This window comes from Rickettsia helvetica, from assembly GCF_963970025.1.
In the GTDB taxonomy this organism is placed as follows: Bacteria; Pseudomonadota; Alphaproteobacteria; order Rickettsiales; family Rickettsiaceae; genus Rickettsia; species Rickettsia helvetica.
Genome location: NZ_OZ018776.1, coordinates 429,663 through 448,967 on the forward strand (window position 1 = coordinate 429,663; position 19,305 = coordinate 448,967).

Consider the following 19,305-nt stretch of genomic DNA (forward strand, 5'->3'; position numbering starts at 1 on the left):
TTAATTGTAACACAAAGTGTACACATTGCTAGTTAAATAAATTTACTTCTCAAAGCGACAAAATGCTCTACTACTATCTTGATTAAGAAAATCGATGATTTGCATTACTATAGAATTATTGTTATATTTCTCGGCAACTTGTTTTATACGCTCAGCAAAATTACCTTTACCTGAGAAGATTTCTTCGATAGCTTTTAAAGCACTTAAAGACTCTGCTTTATCAAACCCTTTTCTATTCATACCGATTAGATTTAAACCCTCAAGCACCGCACGTTTGCTGCTTACAAGCCCAAACGGTATTACGTCTGCTCCAACCGGCGATAGCCCGCCGATCATCGAATATTCACCGATTCTAGCATATTGATGTACGGCAGACAGCCCGCCGATTATTGCGTAATCACCTACCTCAATATGACCTGCTAGGCTTACATAATTAGCAAATACTATGTTATTGCCGATTTTACAATCATGACCGATATGAACGCCGACCATAAATAAATTATTATTTCCTACTCTTGTCACCATTCCGCCGCCTTGGCTTCCTGCTTGCACCGTAACATATTCTCTAATAGTATTATTAGAGCCGATTATTGTGTTTGATCTTTCATTAGCATATTTTAATATTTGTGGAGGTTGACCGATTGATGCAAAAGGATAAATAACTGTGTTTTCACCGATTTCAGTAATCCCTTCAATTACCACATGAGATTTTAGCTCTACATTATCATGAAGTACTACTTCAGCACCTATAATACAGTATGGACCGATTTTTGTATTTTTACCGAGCTTTGCACCTTCTGCAATTATAGCCGTAGTATGGATATTGTTTGCCACTACTTTTTCCTATGCTTTATCTTTAATTATTGCAGTAAATTTACTTTCTGCGGCTATTTCGCTTTCGACCGTAACCGTACTTGAAAATTTCCATACGTTAGCTCTTTGCTGATCAATAACAGCGTGGATATGCATAGTATCCCCCGGCTGAACAATTCTACGAAATTTTGCATTTTCGATAGCCATTAAAAACACTTCTTTATTCTTAGTAGAACCTAAAGATTTAGCAACTAATATAGCAGCTAATTGTGCCATAGCCTCAACCATTAGAACGCCGGGCATAACAGGTCTTGCCGGAAAATGTCCTGTAAATTGTGATTCGTTAACGGTAACGTTTTTAATACCTGTTATTGATTTGTTAGGATCGATTTTAAGTACTCTATCTACTAATAAAAATGGATAGCGATGAGGTATCAAATCCATGATTTCGGTAATATCTATGATCATTTATTTAGGTCTCTTCTTTAATGCGAATAACTATATTTTTATTGTTGCATGGATAGGAAAATTTCCACATTGTCATCCCATGGTCAAGCCACGGGATGACAATAAAAAAATTGATCCATATAACAAAGCCCTTTTCAATAGCAAACTACTTTTTTAATTTGCTATTAGAGGTCTTTAGTAATTGTTTCATAATAATAGATTGTCTATGCCAGTCCATGATAGGAACTGCAGGGCTGCCGCCGACAATTTTACCTGCCTCTATATTTTGTGCTACACCGCCTTGTGCTGCTACTTGTACCCCGTCGCCTATATTTAGATGCCCGGCGATTCCTACTTGTCCTCCAAATGCACAATATTTGCCAATTGTGCTACTACCTGCTATACCTGCCTGTGCTACGATAATAGAGCCTTTACCTATTTTTACGCTATGTCCTGTTTGTACTAAGTTATCTATGCGGCATAGATCTTCTATAACGGTATCTTGAAGTGATCCTCTATCAATAGTAGTGTTCGCACCGATTTCAACATTATTGCCGATCTTAACTATTCCTATATGAAATATTTTATGATGTACGCCTTTTTCGGTAGAAAACCCAAACCCGTCTTGTCCGATTTTTGCACCTGCGAGTATTACGACGTCGTCGCCTATAATTGCATAATTTATTGAAACATGTTGTTCTATTCTAGCGTTTTTGCCGATATTTACGCCTCTACCTATAAAACTTCCGGCTTCTATAATACTATTATCACCTATAATAACATCGTCTTCAATAACTACATTGTGACCTATATAACAATTTTTTCCGATAGTCGCCGAATCTGCAACAATAGCGGATTTCATTATTTTAGCAGGGTATGATTTAATAGGAGCATAGAAAAAATCTATTAATTTGCCGTAAGCAAAATATGAATTCTCGGCATGTATTAAAAGAGTATTTGGATTTGCTTCTCCCGTAAAATTTTTTGGCACTATACAAGCAGCAGCTTTGGTAGTTTTTAAAAATTCGGAGTATTTAGGATTGCTTAAAAAGCTAATATCGTTTGAAGATGCTTCCTGCAGAATTTTAATATCATGAATAGTTATATCTTCATGAATCTTAGGAGGTTCTATAATATCGTGTAAAAAATCTATAATTGCCATTAGTTTTCGTGGTCCTAGATTTTTATAAAAATTACTACTTACCATATATATGCTTTGCTTCATCAAGCAACAGTATATAAGCGATACTTTTAATAAGCAACAAAATTTACAAGTAATATTAAGATTTAAAGAGTAAAAGCCCTTTAATTATCAATATAAAATAAGTTTACAGATAAGCTCTTAATAAAATATGTTTTTACTAGCTTCCTGTCACATAGAAATGACATAGAGATCATGCAACAATGCCTACTTGATTGCAAGATCCAGTAAAAAAATAGATAAATATTAATATATAGTTTATAAAAGCCACAAATATTAATTTTTATTAATATTAACTAAATCAAGGTATTGAAAATGTTAGAAATAAACAACTTAGCCTTTGCAGGTGGTGGAGTAAAAGTCATAGCGTATGCAGGGGCTCTAAAGGCATTAAAAGAAAAAGATTGTTTAAAAAATATCCAAAAAGTAGTCGAAACTTCTGATGGTGCAATAGCTGCTTTATGCATAGCACTAGGATATCAACCGGAAGAAATTGAAGATGTACTTAAGAAAATTGATTTTAATAAATTTTCAGATAATGCTAAATGGTGGGTACAAGTTTGGGACTTGATAACAACAGGAGGGCTAAATTCTGAGAAATATCTAGAAGAATTTTTAGGGCAATTATTAAAAGATAAGGGATTTGACCCCGATATTACTTTTAAACAGCTACATGATAGTCAAAAAACAAATATAGATTTATACGTAGTGTGTACTAATCTCAGCACTCAATTTCCGGAAGTTCTATCTTATGAAAATGCTCCTGATGAGAAAGTCGTAAAATTCGTACACGCTTCAGGGGCTTTTCCTATATATTTTCAGCCCGTACAAAAAACTGATCAGGGAGTAGTTTCAACGTATGTTGATGGTGGAGTTACGAACAATTACCCAAGTTGAGGTGTTTGATGATAAAAGTGCAGCATGAAGCCTCCCTAGAACAGAAAATAAAAACTATAAAACTCTTGGGTTTAAACCAATTAATAAAGAAATATTAAACGCTTATCAGAATGGTATAGAGAACCTAAACCATTTGTGAATACTACTACTGTTGCCGATCAACTATATGCATTAGCTGAAGCTTTCACAAGCTCTGACTTGATACCCTGTTTTCAGAATCATGAGAGAACAGTTTTTATTGATGATAATAATATATCAGCTTTAGATTTTAATATCACATCTGAACAAAAAGAAGCATTAATAAATTCAGGTTATTCTGCAACTTGTGAATATGTGAAGGGAGTGGATAATATAGTCTTTGCAGGGTTAGGAGTAAACGATTCTGATGATAGCCTTATAGTATAACAACGCAAATGAGTAATCTGCTATTTGCTTTAATCTTGTTGTATGGATCAAGAAACGCATTCGATGTCATACCGTGGTTTGATCACAGTATCTAAAAAATAACTTAAAAATACTAGAATTTTTAATTGGAGCTAGTACAAATCACGGGGCGACAGAAGTAAAATCGATCCATTAGAAAGTTGAATATAAAAGGTAGGAAATTGTCTACTATGAATAGTAGACAATTTTTAAAAATCCACTACTATTAAGTTCTTGTGTGCGAAAAATTAATCTATTTTAGTTCTTTTTTGCAGCAAAAAAGAACTTATTTCCTTAGTAGAACTGGCTTCCAATGCCGTCAAATATTGCCGAAAAATGTAATTTAGTAAATTTAGTATTTGTTAACCTAACATTAAAACCTGAAAAGCTTGACTTTATGCTGAGTCCGTCGCTCTCAACTTTTGTAGAGATCTGAAAACTAGAGAATGGTGAGGCTAGTGTACGATTTGCTCCATCAAGTGACAGTAATAAGCGATACTTTTATTATGCAACAAAATTTACAGGTAGCATAAAAGGTATTGCAAAATAAAGATTGATATCGTCATTGCGAGGAAATTATGAAATAATTGACGAAGCAATCCAGAAAAAATGCTAATTTCTAGCATTTTTTTTTAATTATTTTCTAGATTGCCACGCCCCTTTCAGTCGCTCGCAAGGTATTATTACGTGGATCGGTTTTTCAGTTGTCATCCCACGATCAAGTCGCGGGATCCAGTTAAAAATACTAACATTATTAGTATTTTTAATTGTTTTTTTTTGGATACCGTGGTCAAGCCACGGTATGACACCGAATGCGTTTTTCAATCTACGCAACAATGCTGAGCTAGGAATGACATAGCAGCCATGAAACAATGAAAAAATTTTTGAAATCAATAATCATATTGACTTTTTGAAAGTTATATATAAAACGATACTTGAAATAGCAAAGTGCTGTTTCAGGGTGTCGAAACCTCTGCCAAAAGTGAGAGCATTTCTCACAAAACTGATGTAATCCTTGACTCTTTTGATCGGGGGGGATGATAGGGTATGTTCAGGGCTTAGGGTATAACTTTAAGCTTAAAGCCTATCATAGCTGTTGTTCTATACAGTGTTACTAACGCCCTGGTGATTTATGTTTAAGAAGTCAAGATAATTTGTTTATATTGTTCCTGCCAAGGTCGTTTGTTTTTAACAATGTTATTGATAATTATTATTATCTTTCGCATTACAGCAGTAAGAGCTAATTGTTTGGCCTTTCCTTTTTCTACAAGTCTTTTATAAAAAGGTTTAACTGCAGAATTACATCTTACAGACATAACAGCTGCCATATATAATGCTGCCCGTACCGTTTTTCTACCACCTTTAGTTTTTGCTTTAAATCTTGTTTTGCCACTTTCCTTACAGTGAGGTGCTACTCCTACTAAAGAAGCTATTTGTTTACAATTTAAATTACCAAGCTCCGGTAATTCTGTAATTAAGGTTATTGCTATAATCGAGCCAATACCTGGGATAGTAATGAGTAAATTATATATTTCTTTGTAACTTTCTAGATTTAAAATAAGATGTAATATAAGCTTTTCTACTTATTCCTTTTGGCTATTAAGTAAATCAATAACATTATTTATACTATTAATTATTTTTTGATTAGTAACTCTACGTAAGCGATTGCGTTCAGATACTATCATAGTAATTAATTGGTTACGTCTAGCTGTAAGTTCTTTTAATTCTTTTTCTATCTCATTCGCTACTTTTCTAGATTCAGGGTTAATTTTTTCTGCAAATAATGCTAACATTTGTGCATCGATGGTATCAGTTTTTGTAAACTTACCTCTCATAGTTCTAAATGCTGATGTAAAATAAGGATTAACTACTGACACCAAATATCCTGCTTTTTATAAGGTGTTTGCCGCTTTATATTCAAGCCCACCGGTAGCTTCAATTACAATTTTAGCAATACTATAACCTGCTATATATTCGGCTAGCTCATTAATGCCTTTTTGATCATTATTAAAAACTTTATATTTATTCAATGGGTGTAACCAGACGTCTAAAGTATCTTCAGATACATCGATACCTATAAAGATATGCTTTGTTATGTTTTTCTCTCCTGTCCCATGTACGAGCAAGGGGGTTATTCACTTGATCTTAATGGTTGATCGTGAATAACCCCTTGCTCTATTGATTTGTTTGGAACCAAATGAAGTAAGGAGTAACACACCGGGGCACGGTTCATTAATTATAATTAAATTAATAACCTGACCACCATCGTTACCTCCTTACAGTATCTAGAATTATGCATTATTCTAAACACTTATTAAATACATAGACCACCAAGAGTTTATTTCTCTTCGGTGGTTGAAACTTGAGCAATTTAAGTTTAATCAGGAGAACTAAGCCGTTATGAACACTAAAACAGTAGCAGAAAAGAATAGCCATTATTGAGCCGTATCTAGATTTTATTATTAAAGACAAAGACTTATTACGTGAAATTTATCCGAATGGCATGAATAGGGAATTAAGAATAGAACTTATTTTAGCTCAAAAACCTTACACATCATATTCTTACTACAAATTAATCAGAAATTTATTCAAATTACCATACCGAAAAATTATACTTATAATCGACAAACAACTTTTAAAAGCATCTCTTGATTTATTTCGTTCAATTATTCTCGGCACTTTATCATATCTTGATGTTGGTTCTCTATTAATTCGTCAAGCTGTTCTTCTATACTTATAATCTTTAATTTTAAAAGCTTATGATCTGCTAAGCGTTGTTGCATATTAGTTGTTATGTCTATATATATATATGGGATTTGCAAATAAGAAATTTGATTTTTTGTGATATAATGTTTAGTGTATTTGTAAGTATAGATTTATCATAAGTATTTATTGTGGTATCATTAGGTATTCTAACATTTATAGCATCCACTAAACTTTGAACACTACCATATTCGGTTACTAACTCTTTATTTCGTTCTAAATACTTGTTAATCATAGCATTACTTAAGGTTTTATCTTGTTCGTTCATATTATTTTGCTCCAAATTTACCAGTAATAGTAATGTTTTCTTCTAAAGCTTCAATAATTGGTTTTACTCCATAAACATTTATCTTATTTAATGAAATATCAAGATAATTTAAAGCTTTATTATTTTTTAAAAATTCAGCTATTAACTTTGCTCCATCATTAGCTATATTATTGTTATGCAAATCTAAATGTGAAATGGGATTATTATGTAACTTTAAGTTTTCGATAATTGTGTTTAATCCTGTAATTTCTATATTGTTGTTCCCTAGATTAAAATAAATTATAGTATTTGCTTGTAAGATTTCAGCTAATAAGACCGTTTTTTGATCATTTAAATTATTACAACTAAAAAATCAATTGCTTCTAACTTTTTATTTGACTTTAAAGCTTCTATGATAATTTTAATCTCTTTATAACTTATTTGACTTCCAGAAAAATTAATACTAGTAATTGTGTTAATATTTTTTATTTTTGTTGCAATTAATTTAGCTATGTCATCATTTATTGTTTGAGGTCGTGTATCAAGAAAAGTAATAAAAAAATTATTGACGAGTTCATTATTTTTTAGGATCGTGCAACCCTGGTTGTTGTGCTTCATATTTCCATCCTTATTAAATTCTATAAATTTTAATATTTTGTTAAAAAAATAACTGAAATATGGATAAACTATAATAAGTAGTTTTAAGAATGCAATAGAAATTTAATTAGAAGTATAAATAAATGAATTGAGATTGATTTAAAGAAGAATCACTAGAAAGATTCAACATTATCTAACTTTTTTTTTGGAAAGCAAAAAGTCCTTAGTTTATAATGTGTTCGCTGTTTGAGGTGTTTATAAATTGGAATAGAAATAAAGAATGGTGGCCACGGTTGGAATTGAACCAACGACACAAGGATTTTCAGTCCTTTGCTCTACCGACTGAGCTACGTGGCCGTATATACTCGTTTAATTTGAAAAATTGGCTACGTCGTCTTTGTAAGTCCTCAGATGCTCACGTATTATTATACGCTCCGCTCCTCGGCTTACAGACTCCTTGCTCTTTTCCAAATTAAACTTCGTCTATCTACTATTCATTTATTAGGAGTATGAACTTAAGCTTATAATAGATTAATCGGCTTTTGTCTATTCTTAATTAGTAATATTAGACAAAAATACTTAATTATGATATTATGAGCGTTTATTTTTATAACGGTTTTTATGATCAAAATCGGCAATATTGAACTTTCTTCAAATATAATTCTTGCTCCAATGTCAGGTGTTACGGATTTGGAATTTAGAAGATTGGTGAAAAGATTCGGTACAGGGCTTGTAGTTTCTGAAATGGTAGCAAGTAGGGCAATGATTGTGGAATCTAGGCAGTCACTACAAAAAAGTGCCATTATGCGTGATGATGCAACAAGTGCTTGCATACAGCTAGCAGGCTGTGAGCCGAATGTAATAGCTGAAGCTGCTAAAATGAATGAGGATATGGGGGCGAAAATTATCGATCTTAATTTTGGCTGTCCAGCGAAAAAAGTAGTAGGCGGTTATTCAGGTTCGGCTCTAATGAGAGATGAGCAGCTGGCAGCTAAGATTTTTGAAGCTACCGTTAAAGCGGTAAAAGTTCCGGTAACCGTTAAAATGCGTATGGGCTGGGATGATCACACGAAAAACGCTCCGACTTTAGCCAAAATTGCTGAAGGCTCAGGTGTTCAGATGGTTACCGTTCACGGTAGAACTAGATGTCAGTTTTATTCCGGTAGTGCCGATTGGGATTTTATACGATTAGTTAAAGAAGCAGTAAAAATTCCGGTTATTGCTAACGGTGACATCACTAATTTTACCAAAGCAAAAGAAGCTCTGCAAAGATCGGGTGCGGACGGTATTATGGTCGGTAGAGGAGCATATGGCAAACCTTGGCTTATTTCACAAATTGATCATTATCTTAAAACAGGTGAAGAAAAACCTGCTCCCTCTATAGCAAAACAGCTAGATATCGTAACCGAGCATTATGATGCAATACTTGATTATTACGGCGAATCCGTGGGCGTACCTATTGCTCGTAAGCATATTGGTTGGTATAGTAGCGGTTTACCGAATTCGGCAGAGTTTAGAGGTGCCGTTAATTTGATGAACGATCCCGCAACGGTAAAAGAGAAAATTGCGGAATTTTATACGAGCGTTATGGAGATGAATAAATGAAAAGAATTGTAAGTTTTATTTTTATAATATTATTTTTTAATTTAAGCTATGCAAGTGAAAAAGCAGCAATCATAATTGATTATAAACCGGTATTGTTGCCTGTAATTGCTGAAAATAAAAAAATAAAAATCGCTATTCATTCTTATTTAAATAATGAGAAATCATATTTCGTTTTAGTAGATCCGAATTCTTTTAAAACTGAGCTAGTTCTACAAGAGCTGGTAATTTTACCTACGAATAAAATAGAAGAAGAAAATCTTCTGAAAAAATTAAATAAAACTCCGTATATTAAACTTTAGATAAATATAGCTCTGCACCTTATACACAGCAAAATTACGGTACTACGAGTAGCATGTATAAAGTAAAAGGACAATTTCTTACGATTGATATGTGTCCTTCTTCCAAAAGCTTTGAGAAAGAGTTTTTTAACATTCTTTTAGAATTATCAATCAAACTAAATAAACCTATTCCGATTGCTATATGTGTTTCAGGATTATGGATTAATAAACATCAAGAGGAGTTTTTATGGCTAATAAAGCAACAAGAAAACGGTTATCTACAAATAATATGGGTTAATCATTCATTTAGCCATCCTTACTTTAAAGATAAACCTCTTGAAGATAATTTTCTTCTTTCCAATAAAGATGATTTTGAAAATGAAGTATTAGAAGCAGGAAAAATATTGGTAAGTTATAATATTGCTCCATCGCCTTTCTTTCGTTTCCCTGGATTAGTTTCTGATCAAACATTAATAGAAAAACTAAAAGATTTTGGATTTATCCCGCTTGGCAGCAATGCATGGCTTGCTAAAGGTGAAAAAGTTCAAGATGGTTTTTTTATATTAGTACACGGTAATAGTAACGAAAAAGCCGGAATAGATTTAATTATGCCAATGCTACCAAAACTAAAATTACTTCCTATTGAAAAGGCGTTTTTACTGCCGAATTTATAATTCAATTTTTCTAGTAGGGCTTTTATCTCTTCGAATATCAAGCTTTGTACCGAATAGTGGAGAATTTTATAAAAAATCAATAAGGGAAGATTCTTGTGAATTTTCTTTATGATTTGTTATAATACTACACAAACGTTTGTTTTCATCTAATACTTCTAGGTTTACTTCGATTAAAGGCGGAGTAAGTAAGTGCTTAATGATCTCAGACCATTCTATTAAAATTAAATTGCCGTTTAATGCCTCTTCAAGCCCAAGTTCATAAATTTCTTCAGGTGATTTAAGACGATAAAGATCATAATGATAAATAGTGAAATTAGGAGCTTTATATGTTTGCAGTAAGTTAAAAGTCGGGCTTATAATGATTGTATTTTCACCGCAAAAATGTTTAATAATTTCACGACAAAAAAATGTTTTACCTGCTCCAAGGTCACTGTTAAATAAAACTATATCATTTGGTTTTAAGCGTTGTGCAAAGAGTTTTGCAAGATTCTTTGTCTCTTCTTCGTTATTTAATTTTATAAACATTTTTTAACTTGATCAATCATTTGTAAATATTGGTTCTGAAAAGTGTTTGAATCGATATCTTTCACATTCCAGTTTTCGCTATTTAATATTATTATTTTAGCGTTTAATTTGTTATATAGTCGTGAATTTTGTTCGTTACTTAAAACAAGACATTTGTTATTAGACTCTTTAATTAAATCTTCTAGCTTGCTTATATATCGGAGGCTTTTTTGACTTTCGCTATATAATTTTGCAGTTTTAATATTAGTATTAAGAAGAAAATACTCGCTACTGTCACTTAATAAAATTACGTCTTTTATCGTTGCAAGTTCATTATTTTTGATTTCTTGTAGCTTGTTTAATTCTTTAAGTGCTGTTGAAAGGTTATTATTAATATCTTCTTGTAGCTCAGGAAATTTTTCACTAAATTTTTGTGCAAATTCTTGTAGTAAAATCGCAGCATTATTAAGATCAAGCCAAATATGCCAATTATCTTTTATAGTGGTTAAAGATTTAATATCACTGATTTTTATAATGTTTTTACTATGATTACTAATTAATTTCTCGGCAAAACCGTCAAATTGTTCATTAATATAAATTGCAATATCGGCATTTTTGACTTTTACTAAATCACTAGGTTTTAAATTATAATGATGAGGGCAGTCGCTACTAATAGCTAAACTTTCTATATCTGCTTTATCTTTAACAAGCATTGAAACAATACTACCGATTGGCGTGATACTTACAACTATTTTAGGCTTAGCATAGCTAGTGAAGCTGAAGAATGTAAGACATAATAATGCTATGCATGTCAAACCAGTCTTTCCGTCATTGCGAGGAAAATTACAAAGTAATTGACGAAGCAATCCAGTAAAAAATTCTGATTCACAGAATTTTTTTATTATTTTTTCTGGATTGCCACACTCCTTACAGCCGCTCGCAATGACGACTCGGTATCTACGCAACAATGCCTTTAGTCGCTCGCAATGACGATTTAATATACTAGCTCTCATAATTTCTTCAATAACTCTGATTTACTAGGCTTGAAATCCTGCTCTATCCAAAAATTTTTTAGATATTCTAATTTTACACCTATCTCTTTTTTTTCTATATTCATATTTAATAAGTCATTACCGTTTACTTGGAATTTCGGACGTAATAACGCATCATATTTAAGGATAAATTCTTTTGCTTGTGAATGGTTTAATTTACCGATTATGCTAGCTGCTAATAAATATTCCTTATAGTTCTTCTTTTCAAACCAAATTTTCTTTATGTTAAATTTAGCTTCATTCAGAAAGTTCGTTATTGATAATATTTGCACTGCCTCATGTTTTGAGAATTTCCAATCGAGAAAAAGTTTTGAATTTATGTTTTTTAAATTATATAGTAATAAAGCATAGTTAGTGGCTAATTCTAATTCTTTAGCTTGCTCAAAAAATTTTATTTCATAATTTTGGATAGAGAATATTAGTTCTAATATTCCTATTTCAAACATAGCTTCTAAAATTTGTGCTACTCTTTTTGAAACGATAATTTTATCCATTTCACTTTTTATTCGCTCTCGTGATAAAGTTTTTAAGCCGTCTTTTAAAGCTTTACATGCTTTAAACCCTCCATCATCAAGCTGATTCGCATAATAGCTAGAAAACCGGAAAAAGCGTAGGATTCGCAAATAATCTTCTTTAATTCTATCTAGAGCTTCCCCTATAAATACGACCTTTTCCTGCTGCAAATCCTTAAACCCTTCAAAGTAATCATATATCTCGTTCTTAAAGGGACAATAGCTTAAAGCATTAATAGTAAAATCTCGTCTTGCAGCATCTTCGGCAAAATCATTTGTGAATACTACTTTGGCATGTCTGCCGTTACATTCAATATCTTTTCTAAGAGTCGTAATTTCAAATTTTTCATTATTTAAAATAGCCGTAATCGTGCCGAATTTTAAACCGGTCGGAATAGTTTTTATTTTAGCTCTAGATAAAATATTTGTTACTTCACTTGGCACTAGAGTAGTAGCTATATCGATATCATAGCTATCTTTCTCAAGTAACACATCTCGCACGCAGCCGCCGATAAGTCTTGCTTGTCCTTTTTCATTTAAGAGACTCAAAATTTTTCTATATCCTTTTGAAGGGATTTTTAAAGTTTTATGTATAATTCGCATGGTTTGGTTTTACTGTACATTCCTTTTTATTGCAAAAGATAAGTATAATAGGGCTTTTTTTTTTAAATCTTTATTAATTGTTATTAAGCTCCCGCGGTATTTAGCTTTGTAATTGAGATTAATATGAATTTCGGCTTTCTCACAATGATTATTTTTGTTAATGACAATTTTTTATCCGTAGTGAGTTAAAAAAATATTATTCTCTAAAGGTAACACCATACTATCTTTTTGTCCAAACCAATTAGTCCTGTAAGTTCTATTGAAAGCAGGCATTTTATCGGTGTAGGTTGCTAGCTTATTTTCTCTATCTTTAACGCCTACCGCCATGTGATTTGCGTCAAATATTAATTCCGGTTTTGGGGAGTAGAACATAAATATAAAAGATATTGCCATGATTGCAAGACCAAGTAAACGCCACGAGGTTTTCCATATACAAATCCAAACAAAGCCGAATAAAAAGAGTAATATGCTGAAATTGGTAATATGACCGAAATACCATACAGCAGCTGGTAAACTATTAAAATAGGCGGATGATTTTATTATTATATCAATAAAGAACCCCATAAGCTTTAGGATATAGTTGTCAAACCCGATCATGGTAAAAGGCAGAGATAACAAAGCAAGCGGCATAAGAAAAAATGACGTTATCGGAGCGACAATGAGGTTAGCCGGTACTGAGTAAGTAGAAAATATAAAGAATTGATTAATTACTACAGGTGCCGTTATGATACTTGCTAAGAAGCTTGAATAAATATTTGAGGCTGTATAAAATTTTACTGCCCCAAAAATGCCTTTCTTTTCTCCAAGTAACCATGAATTCTTTAAATAAAATTCATAACCGGCAACAAGCGATAATACAGCGATAAAAGATAATTGGAAACTTGGATGAAAAATATATTCGGGATTTAACAATAATATTATAAAAGCCGCAATTGCAAGAGAACGTAGGGGAAAGCAAGATCGTCCGATAATAATACCGTAAATAAAGATTGCAGCAGTAATAAAAGCTCTAGTTGCTGCAATTTGCATACCGCTTAGCTCTAAATAACCAAAGCTACCTACTAGCGAACAATAAGCAGAGATTAATTTTATATTGAAATTATATGCCAAATAATTTGAGAGATTTAATAAAAATCTTGTAGTAAGGAAAACAATCATGACTACTAAAGATAGATGCAAACCTGAAACGCAAAGCACGTGTGATATACTGTTTTGCCTCATATCCTGCATGATTTGTCTGTTTAAACCTTTCGTCTCGCCGAGTAATATCGCAGCTGCAAAATTCCCTTTATCTTTTCCTAATTTTTCTATTAAATTATTATAAATATGAATGCATATTTTATAAATAAAACTATCAAAATTTATTTTGTTACGTTCTATAATTTGCGGCTCAGACATCGCATAGCCGTTTGCTCCAATATTCGATAAATAAGCATAAAACCCGAAATCATAACCGCCTGGTAATATACTATTTTGCGGCTTATAGAGCTTAGCAAGCAAAGTAATTCTGTCATTTACCCTAATTTCCTTTATACTCGATCAACTTGGAAAATTGGCTGCGTCGTCTTTGTAAGTCCTCGGATGCTCACGTACTTCTGTACGCTCCGCTCCTCGGCTTACAGACTCCTTGCTCTTTTCCAAGTTGATCTTCATATAATCACTCTGCATTTCACCAGAGTATATATATTTCCTCGGTATACTAATTTTAACTTTTTGTAAATTACGATTAATTTTTTCGATCTTGATGTTATTTAATACTACTTGTCCTCCTATAATAGTCGGTTTTATCGATTCTATATTTACCGCTAATTTTAGTGATGATAGGTTTATAAAGCATTTCGCTATGTAAATTTGTCACACGATATTTAGAGATAAATATGCCAAAAATAAAAGCAATAATCATCCAGTAAATAAACTGTAAAAATATATTAGAATTTCTAGTAAAGGTTAATATTAGGCAAACACAAAAAATGAAAAAAATTGTTGTAAATGAAAGCTCAAAATCAAGCGAAAAATAAACAATAATACCGTAAATAAAACTAACAAAATACCAAATATTTAAATTATTATATTCTGCTTCCAAAGTTAATTTAAAAACTCCTATAATCCTAATATTTTTTAAATTTTTTTCTAGATTCTCACTTCTGCAAAAATGACATAAGCCCAGACACTAATTATTAAAATAAATTAACTTTCATATTGCTTTTTATTAACTTACTTATTATCCTTTATTAACTTACTTATTATAATTCCCAACATTATGTATATAAAAATTTTAATTTAAATTGAGATATTTATGATGAATAAGTTAACAGAACAAAATTTACTAAAAAAATCAAGATTTTTAAAATATTCTCTACTTGCCTCTATTTCAGTAGGAGCAATAATCGCAATACCTTTTGAGGGTATGGCGATGAGTAAAGAAGTATTTCGTATCGACCTCAGTAATAAATTGTTGAATAACTTATCACAATTAAACGGAAACAAAGATACGACAAATACCCCACAGCAGATAGGAACAGTAATTGTACGGGGACCGGAAATAAACACATATACTCCATCTGAAATAAGAGAAATGGAAATATCTAGCCAATCTAAGCCATCTAATCCATTAAAAGATATTCCTATAGAGGATCATTATAAAAAGATAGCACAAAGTAGGTCTGAGGTCGGAAAAGCAAGAAAAGTACAACCACCTACTAGAAGCAAGACAATTGTAGGTGGTGAAAAAACAGAACAAAGTCAAAATACTTATATTCCTGGACCGACAGAGCAAACGCCTCAAAAACCAGAGATTATAATAACAGCGTCTTCGCCTACTGTTAGCCTAGCTTCAAGTAGCTTGGTCACTGCACCTAATACACCAAGTACTACCCTGACGTCACCGGAACATTATACTACGGCACCTGGTACTCCATCAACACTAGCGACTCCATATCAGCCTACTCCAGATTCTAAACCAAATGATAGTGTAGGAGCTAATACACCACCAAATACAAACTCAAAGGTAGTACAAAAACTATCGTTTAGCAGCGAGCCACAACAGACAGTACAACTTAGTACACCAACAGTTCCTCCGAGACCGATCACATCTGTACCGTTGCCTATAAAAAAAAGCAGTATTGAAGTTACAACAGGAATGGTAAGTAATATATCACGAGTTAATGAGACGATAGGAATCAAGTTAGCTGAAGTAGAATCAACAATTAAAAATACCCAAGGCAAAAAAAATAAAAAACCATGGCAGAGGTTGCATAAGCAGCTAACTTCATCACAAAAAACAACAGAAGCACTAAAGTCAAAAGCTGAAGAGATAGAAAAAAAAATAAAAATACTATCTGACCAAAATAAGGAGTTAGATAATCTTAGCAAAGGAGCAAGGTTAAAAAGCACTCAAAAGCAAGATAAAATAAAAATAGGTAAAAATAAAGACAAAATAAAGAAACTTGAAAAAGAGTTAATAAGTAAAAACAATGAAGTAGATAGGTTATCTAAAAAAATAGATATTTCAGTAAATAAGGTAGTTTTAACAAAACCTCAAGGAAAAGCCCCGGTTACGGAGATACCGCCAGCTGGGGTATTCTTAAATCAGCAGCAACAGCTAGATGTGCTTACTCAACAGCAGAAAGTCACTGCTGCTAGACAAGCTGTAGTTGATAAAAAGAGAGCAGAAGCAAATGAAGTAAAAAGAAATAGTGCAGAATACAAAGATCTAAAAGATAAAAAGCAAAGACAAGCAGCACAAAAACAATTATCGGAAATAAAAAAGCAAGAAAAAGCTATGAAAACGGTAGTGGATAAAGCTGTAGATATAGAAAAGCTAGAGGTATTAGTTTCTACTCAGTCAACAACTTCTTCTACTGCTACTATTCCTAAGCAGCCGTCAAAAGCACAGCCAATAATACCATTAAGTCATGGGGTTCAGAAAATGTTAGATGAACAGCTGGACGAGTATGGTGGGTACTTAGTGCCAATAAAAGCTCAGCCGCAAACTTATATGCTGAATCAAGAAGTGGCAGACCCTAAAAGTATGGATTCAGGCTTTGTAAGCAGAACTTCAGATGTGGGGTTTGGTTCAAACCAGAATAGCAATAGAGCCTACGAGGATTTGCCGCTGATAGAACCTGAGAATCAGCAACAACATGATATGTTAACTATAGAAACTCTTGATTTAATAACGCCAACACAAAATACAACGGTTGCTAAAAATGACTCATCGAGGAAAAGTAATGTAAGTGGAAGTATTCCGGAGATACAACAACCGCAGTCAGAAAAAATGCTTTTAGCAATAAATGCACGATTACAAGAGTATGATGAAAAAATTTCTTCGTTACTTCTAGAGAAGTATACAAGCGAAGAAGCTGAAGATATTCTTGCTCAGTTATTGTTACAAGAAATGTTAGTGTCAGATGGTAAATCAGAATCTACCTTACCTGCAGGAGATGAAGAACAAGAAGACACAGAAGTAACAGACGTAAGTAGAGAATTATCTTTATTACCTGTATCAAGTAATGAGTGTGCATTAGCATTAAGCGACAGTAGAGAAAAGGAATGTTTAGCATTAGGCGATGGTAGCGGAGATGAAGAAAGTTATGATTCAGGGTTTGAAGCGGAAGAAGAAACAATAGAGCAATTATCCGATTCCGATGGGGGTAACCTTAAAATGACGGAAGTTGATACGGCTATTCCTCTTGAACAGGAAGCAAAACAAGAAATGCAAATGCAAATTTCAGAAAATGCTCCTACTTTAAATCAAGCGAAAGTTGTTAATACTATTGTAAATAATATGATTCGTAACAGATTAGATGCATCTATGAATATGTCTAATAATATGGTAGCAGTAGGAGCCGGTGATGAAGAAGATCGTATAAAAAGAGGTTTGTGGATGCGTGGTATGTACGGTACTAATAATCATGGACGTGTTGACAATATGACCGGTTATAGAGGTACTAACAAAGGTGCTACTATTGGGTTTGACGTTGAAATCGACAATAATATTGTAGGTATAGCTTATAGTAATGTTCATTCAGTATTTAAATTTAAAAATAGTAAAAATAATGATAAAGAACTTATTAATAGTCATGTGGTTTCTATTTACGGACAAAAAGAATTACCGAAGAATTTTGCACTACAAGCTTTAGTATCTGCTTCTAAAAACTTTATTAAAGATAAGACAACTTATTCATATGGTGATACTAAAATTAGAAGTAATGTAAAACATCGCAATCATAGTTATAATGCGGAAGCATTACTGAATTATAATTATCTTTTGCAGAACAAGCTCGTTATTATCCCAAATGTTGGTTTAAGATACGGGAAGTCACGAGATGGGGTATATAATGAAACCGGTATTAACATACAAGAAATAGCTCTTACAATGAAAGAGAATAATATATTGTCCGGAGTTATCGGTACTAAAGTCACAGTACCTTTAAAAGATGTTCTAAAATTTAATAATTTAGGGCTAATATTCCAAGGAGCGGTAGAACATAATTTTAAAGAGAAAACCCAAAGAATAAATAGAGTCGTTAAAATATTTGATACTGAATTTAAGCAAAATTATGTAATACCGAAACAACCGAAAACATCCTATAATTTAGGAACGGGTATTATAGGCAGTATCAAAAATACTACTATTGCTTTGGATTATAATTATTATCTAAATAAACATTATAGAAGTCATCAAGGTAGTGTTAAGCTTAAGGTAAACCTATAATTTTTATACTTGCAATATTTGCAAAGGTGTTGTATAAAACTTCTAACTTACTGTCATGCCGTGGTCGTAGCCACGGTATGACTAATATGTCTATATTGCCTACTTTTAAAATTAAGGCCCCTTCGTCTAGTGGTTAGGACACCACCCTTTCACGGTGGGAACACGGGTTCGAGTCCCGTAGGGGTCACCACGTCCCTCTCAGCTTTTTAGCCATTTTCAAGTTTCTCTAAAAATCATATATGTTCCTTTTGTTTTAATTTTTATATTAAACTCTTTTAAATACTAAATTTTAAAATATTATCAAAAAAACTAACTTCGTATACTTCTTAAAGCAATCTCAATTCATTTATTTATACTTCTAATTAAATTTCTATTGCATTCTTAAAACTACTTATTATAGTTTATCCATATTTCAGTTATTTTTTTAACAAAATATTAAAATTTATAGAATTTAATAAATATGAAAAAGCTAATAAAGCTTCTAGAACAAAAAGGATTTTCTAGAGAAGCTAAAAATTTAGAAAAAGATAATACTGTTTTAAAGATTAGATATAAGGGTGTCGATATTGATACGATAAAATTTATTCTTAATATACTAACTTTTGATAGCGAAATTAGTTCTACGCTTACTTGCCTTATTCTAGAGAATGCTTTTATACAAAGTGATGGATTAAAATTAATTGCAGAATTTTTACAACAAAACTCTAAGCTTATTTCACTTGATTTAAGCAGCAATGGTTATTTACAACCTAGAGCAATTGAGCCGATTGGAAAGCTTTAGAATTTAATGATACATTAAAGTATCTTAGTCTTAACGATAATAAAATAGGTGTTATAGGAGCTAAAGCAATAGCTGAAGGGTTAAAGGTAAATAAATCTCTTACATACCTTGTGACCTTGGTAGCGATTGTCATTGGGGCAATGAGTGAGCTATAGGTGATAAAGGAGCAGAATTTCTTGCGGAAGCATTAAA

The 19,305-nt window shown here is 32.3% G+C and carries 21 protein-coding genes, 2 tRNA genes and 2 pseudogenes; 8 read left to right on the forward strand and 17 right to left on the reverse strand.

Features of this window, described 5'->3' with window-relative positions; translation table 11 throughout:
• Nucleotides 1-42 precede the first annotated feature (42 nt).
• The 3 genes from lpxA to lpxD all read right to left on the reverse strand — a co-directional run bounded on the left by lpxA (nucleotide 43) and on the right by lpxD (nucleotide 2,467).
• Nucleotides 43-834: an acyl-ACP--UDP-N-acetylglucosamine O-acyltransferase gene (gene lpxA / locus AB1146_RS02685; RefSeq protein ID WP_010420782.1), complete on the reverse strand. Its 792-nt coding sequence runs from the start codon at nucleotides 832-834 to the stop codon at nucleotides 43-45.
• 9 nt (nucleotides 835-843) lie between these two features.
• A complete protein-coding gene (fabZ, locus tag AB1146_RS02690; protein WP_010420780.1) occupies nucleotides 844-1,281 on the reverse strand; it encodes a 3-hydroxyacyl-ACP dehydratase FabZ in 438 nt (145 codons plus the stop codon).
• Between the two features lie 145 nt (nucleotides 1,282-1,426).
• Complete coding sequence (gene lpxD, locus AB1146_RS02695) at nucleotides 1,427-2,467, reverse strand: UDP-3-O-(3-hydroxymyristoyl)glucosamine N-acyltransferase (protein ID WP_010420777.1); 1,041 nt, start codon at nucleotides 2,465-2,467, stop codon at nucleotides 1,427-1,429.
• Between the two features lie 309 nt (nucleotides 2,468-2,776).
• Between lpxD and AB1146_RS02700 the strand changes: the two genes are divergently transcribed.
• Both AB1146_RS02700 and AB1146_RS02705 read left to right on the forward strand, forming a co-directional pair.
• Nucleotides 2,777-3,358 (forward strand): patatin-like phospholipase family protein, encoded by a 582-nt coding sequence (locus AB1146_RS02700; RefSeq protein WP_232203646.1) that lies wholly within the window; start codon nucleotides 2,777-2,779, stop codon nucleotides 3,356-3,358.
• Nucleotides 3,359-3,493: 135 nt separating this feature from the next.
• Nucleotides 3,494-3,763 carry a hypothetical protein gene (locus AB1146_RS02705; protein WP_029374725.1) on the forward strand — a complete coding sequence of 90 codons (270 nt, stop codon included), beginning with the start codon at nucleotides 3,494-3,496 and terminating at the stop codon, nucleotides 3,761-3,763.
• Nucleotides 3,764-4,417: 654 nt separating this feature from the next.
• Here the strand turns inward: AB1146_RS02705 and AB1146_RS08500 are convergent.
• The 9 genes from AB1146_RS08500 to AB1146_RS02755 all read right to left on the reverse strand — a co-directional run bounded on the left by AB1146_RS08500 (nucleotide 4,418) and on the right by AB1146_RS02755 (nucleotide 7,859).
• Complete coding sequence (locus tag AB1146_RS08500; RefSeq protein WP_410526286.1) at nucleotides 4,418-4,675, reverse strand: hypothetical protein; 258 nt, start codon at nucleotides 4,673-4,675, stop codon at nucleotides 4,418-4,420.
• Between the two features lie 242 nt (nucleotides 4,676-4,917).
• Nucleotides 4,918-5,352: a transposase gene (locus AB1146_RS02720; protein ID WP_083831759.1), complete on the reverse strand. Its 435-nt coding sequence runs from the start codon at nucleotides 5,350-5,352 to the stop codon at nucleotides 4,918-4,920.
• 12 nt (nucleotides 5,353-5,364) lie between these two features.
• The gene (locus tag AB1146_RS02725; RefSeq protein WP_010420449.1) at nucleotides 5,365-5,658 is read right to left on the reverse strand and encodes an IS110 family transposase; all 294 of its coding nucleotides are present in this window, start codon (nucleotides 5,656-5,658) and stop codon (nucleotides 5,365-5,367) included.
• A 15-nt stretch (nucleotides 5,659-5,673) separates the two neighbouring features.
• On the reverse strand, nucleotides 5,674-5,907 hold the full coding sequence (locus tag AB1146_RS02730; protein ID WP_010420447.1) for an IS110 family transposase: 234 nt from the start codon (nucleotides 5,905-5,907) through the stop codon (nucleotides 5,674-5,676).
• A gap of 671 nt (nucleotides 5,908-6,578) precedes the next feature.
• On the reverse strand, nucleotides 6,579-6,812 hold the full coding sequence (locus AB1146_RS02735) for a hypothetical protein (protein WP_010420773.1): 234 nt from the start codon (nucleotides 6,810-6,812) through the stop codon (nucleotides 6,579-6,581).
• Between the two features lies 1 nt (nucleotide 6,813).
• The gene (locus AB1146_RS02740; RefSeq protein WP_010420769.1) at nucleotides 6,814-6,993 is read right to left on the reverse strand and encodes a hypothetical protein; all 180 of its coding nucleotides are present in this window, start codon (nucleotides 6,991-6,993) and stop codon (nucleotides 6,814-6,816) included.
• A gap of 149 nt (nucleotides 6,994-7,142) precedes the next feature.
• Complete coding sequence (locus AB1146_RS02745) at nucleotides 7,143-7,409, reverse strand: hypothetical protein (RefSeq protein ID WP_010420766.1); 267 nt, start codon at nucleotides 7,407-7,409, stop codon at nucleotides 7,143-7,145.
• A gap of 260 nt (nucleotides 7,410-7,669) precedes the next feature.
• Nucleotides 7,670-7,745 (reverse strand) — tRNA-Phe (locus tag AB1146_RS02750).
• Nucleotides 7,746-7,757: 12 nt separating this feature from the next.
• Nucleotides 7,758-7,859, reverse strand: coding sequence for a palindromic element RPE5 domain-containing protein (locus AB1146_RS02755; protein WP_010420765.1), 102 nt, complete (start codon nucleotides 7,857-7,859; stop codon nucleotides 7,758-7,760).
• A gap of 150 nt (nucleotides 7,860-8,009) precedes the next feature.
• Here AB1146_RS02755 and dusB point away from each other — a divergent pair, with 150 nt between their 5' ends.
• Nucleotides 8,010-8,993, forward strand: a complete 984-nt coding sequence (gene dusB, locus AB1146_RS02760) for a tRNA dihydrouridine synthase DusB (protein ID WP_010420763.1) — start codon at nucleotides 8,010-8,012, stop codon at nucleotides 8,991-8,993.
• Nucleotides 8,990-9,945 (forward strand): annotated as a pseudogene (locus AB1146_RS02765) (polysaccharide deacetylase family protein). Before dusB ends, AB1146_RS02765 begins: the two are co-directional and overlap by 4 nt.
• A 66-nt stretch (nucleotides 9,946-10,011) precedes the next feature.
• Here AB1146_RS02765 and tsaE read toward each other — a convergent pair.
• From tsaE to AB1146_RS02795, 5 genes are all read right to left on the reverse strand, one after another.
• Nucleotides 10,012-10,470 carry a tRNA (adenosine(37)-N6)-threonylcarbamoyltransferase complex ATPase subunit type 1 TsaE gene (gene tsaE, locus AB1146_RS02770; protein WP_010420758.1) on the reverse strand — a complete coding sequence of 153 codons (459 nt, stop codon included), beginning with the start codon at nucleotides 10,468-10,470 and terminating at the stop codon, nucleotides 10,012-10,014.
• The gene (locus AB1146_RS02775; protein ID WP_410525672.1) at nucleotides 10,461-11,264 is read right to left on the reverse strand and encodes a metal ABC transporter solute-binding protein, Zn/Mn family; all 804 of its coding nucleotides are present in this window, start codon (nucleotides 11,262-11,264) and stop codon (nucleotides 10,461-10,463) included. Before AB1146_RS02775 ends, tsaE begins: the two co-directional genes overlap by 10 nt.
• A gap of 194 nt (nucleotides 11,265-11,458) precedes the next feature.
• Nucleotides 11,459-12,616 (reverse strand): CCA tRNA nucleotidyltransferase, encoded by a 1,158-nt coding sequence (locus tag AB1146_RS02780; RefSeq protein WP_010420756.1) that lies wholly within the window; start codon nucleotides 12,614-12,616, stop codon nucleotides 11,459-11,461.
• Between the two features lie 171 nt (nucleotides 12,617-12,787).
• Nucleotides 12,788-13,837 carry a ComEC/Rec2 family competence protein gene (locus AB1146_RS02785; RefSeq protein ID WP_332252593.1) on the reverse strand — a complete coding sequence of 350 codons (1,050 nt, stop codon included), beginning with the start codon at nucleotides 13,835-13,837 and terminating at the stop codon, nucleotides 12,788-12,790.
• A 526-nt stretch (nucleotides 13,838-14,363) separates the two neighbouring features.
• On the reverse strand, nucleotides 14,364-14,699 hold the full coding sequence (locus AB1146_RS02795; protein WP_010420753.1) for a hypothetical protein: 336 nt from the start codon (nucleotides 14,697-14,699) through the stop codon (nucleotides 14,364-14,366).
• 216 nt (nucleotides 14,700-14,915) lie between these two features.
• On the opposite strand from AB1146_RS02795, the gene AB1146_RS02800 reads away from it, so the two are divergent.
• From AB1146_RS02800 to AB1146_RS02815, 4 genes and pseudogenes are all read left to right on the forward strand, one after another.
• The gene (locus tag AB1146_RS02800; RefSeq protein WP_010420752.1) at nucleotides 14,916-18,332 is read left to right on the forward strand and encodes an autotransporter outer membrane beta-barrel domain-containing protein; all 3,417 of its coding nucleotides are present in this window, start codon (nucleotides 14,916-14,918) and stop codon (nucleotides 18,330-18,332) included.
• A 115-nt stretch (nucleotides 18,333-18,447) separates the two neighbouring features.
• Nucleotides 18,448-18,522: transfer RNA gene (locus AB1146_RS02805), tRNA-Glu, on the forward strand.
• 270 nt (nucleotides 18,523-18,792) lie between these two features.
• Nucleotides 18,793-19,113: a hypothetical protein gene (locus AB1146_RS02810; RefSeq protein WP_010420750.1), complete on the forward strand. Its 321-nt coding sequence runs from the start codon at nucleotides 18,793-18,795 to the stop codon at nucleotides 19,111-19,113.
• A gap of 11 nt (nucleotides 19,114-19,124) precedes the next feature.
• Nucleotides 19,125-19,268 (forward strand): annotated as a pseudogene (locus AB1146_RS02815) (leucine-rich repeat domain-containing protein); the annotation flags it as partial.
• Nucleotides 19,269-19,305: the final 37 nt, after the last annotated feature.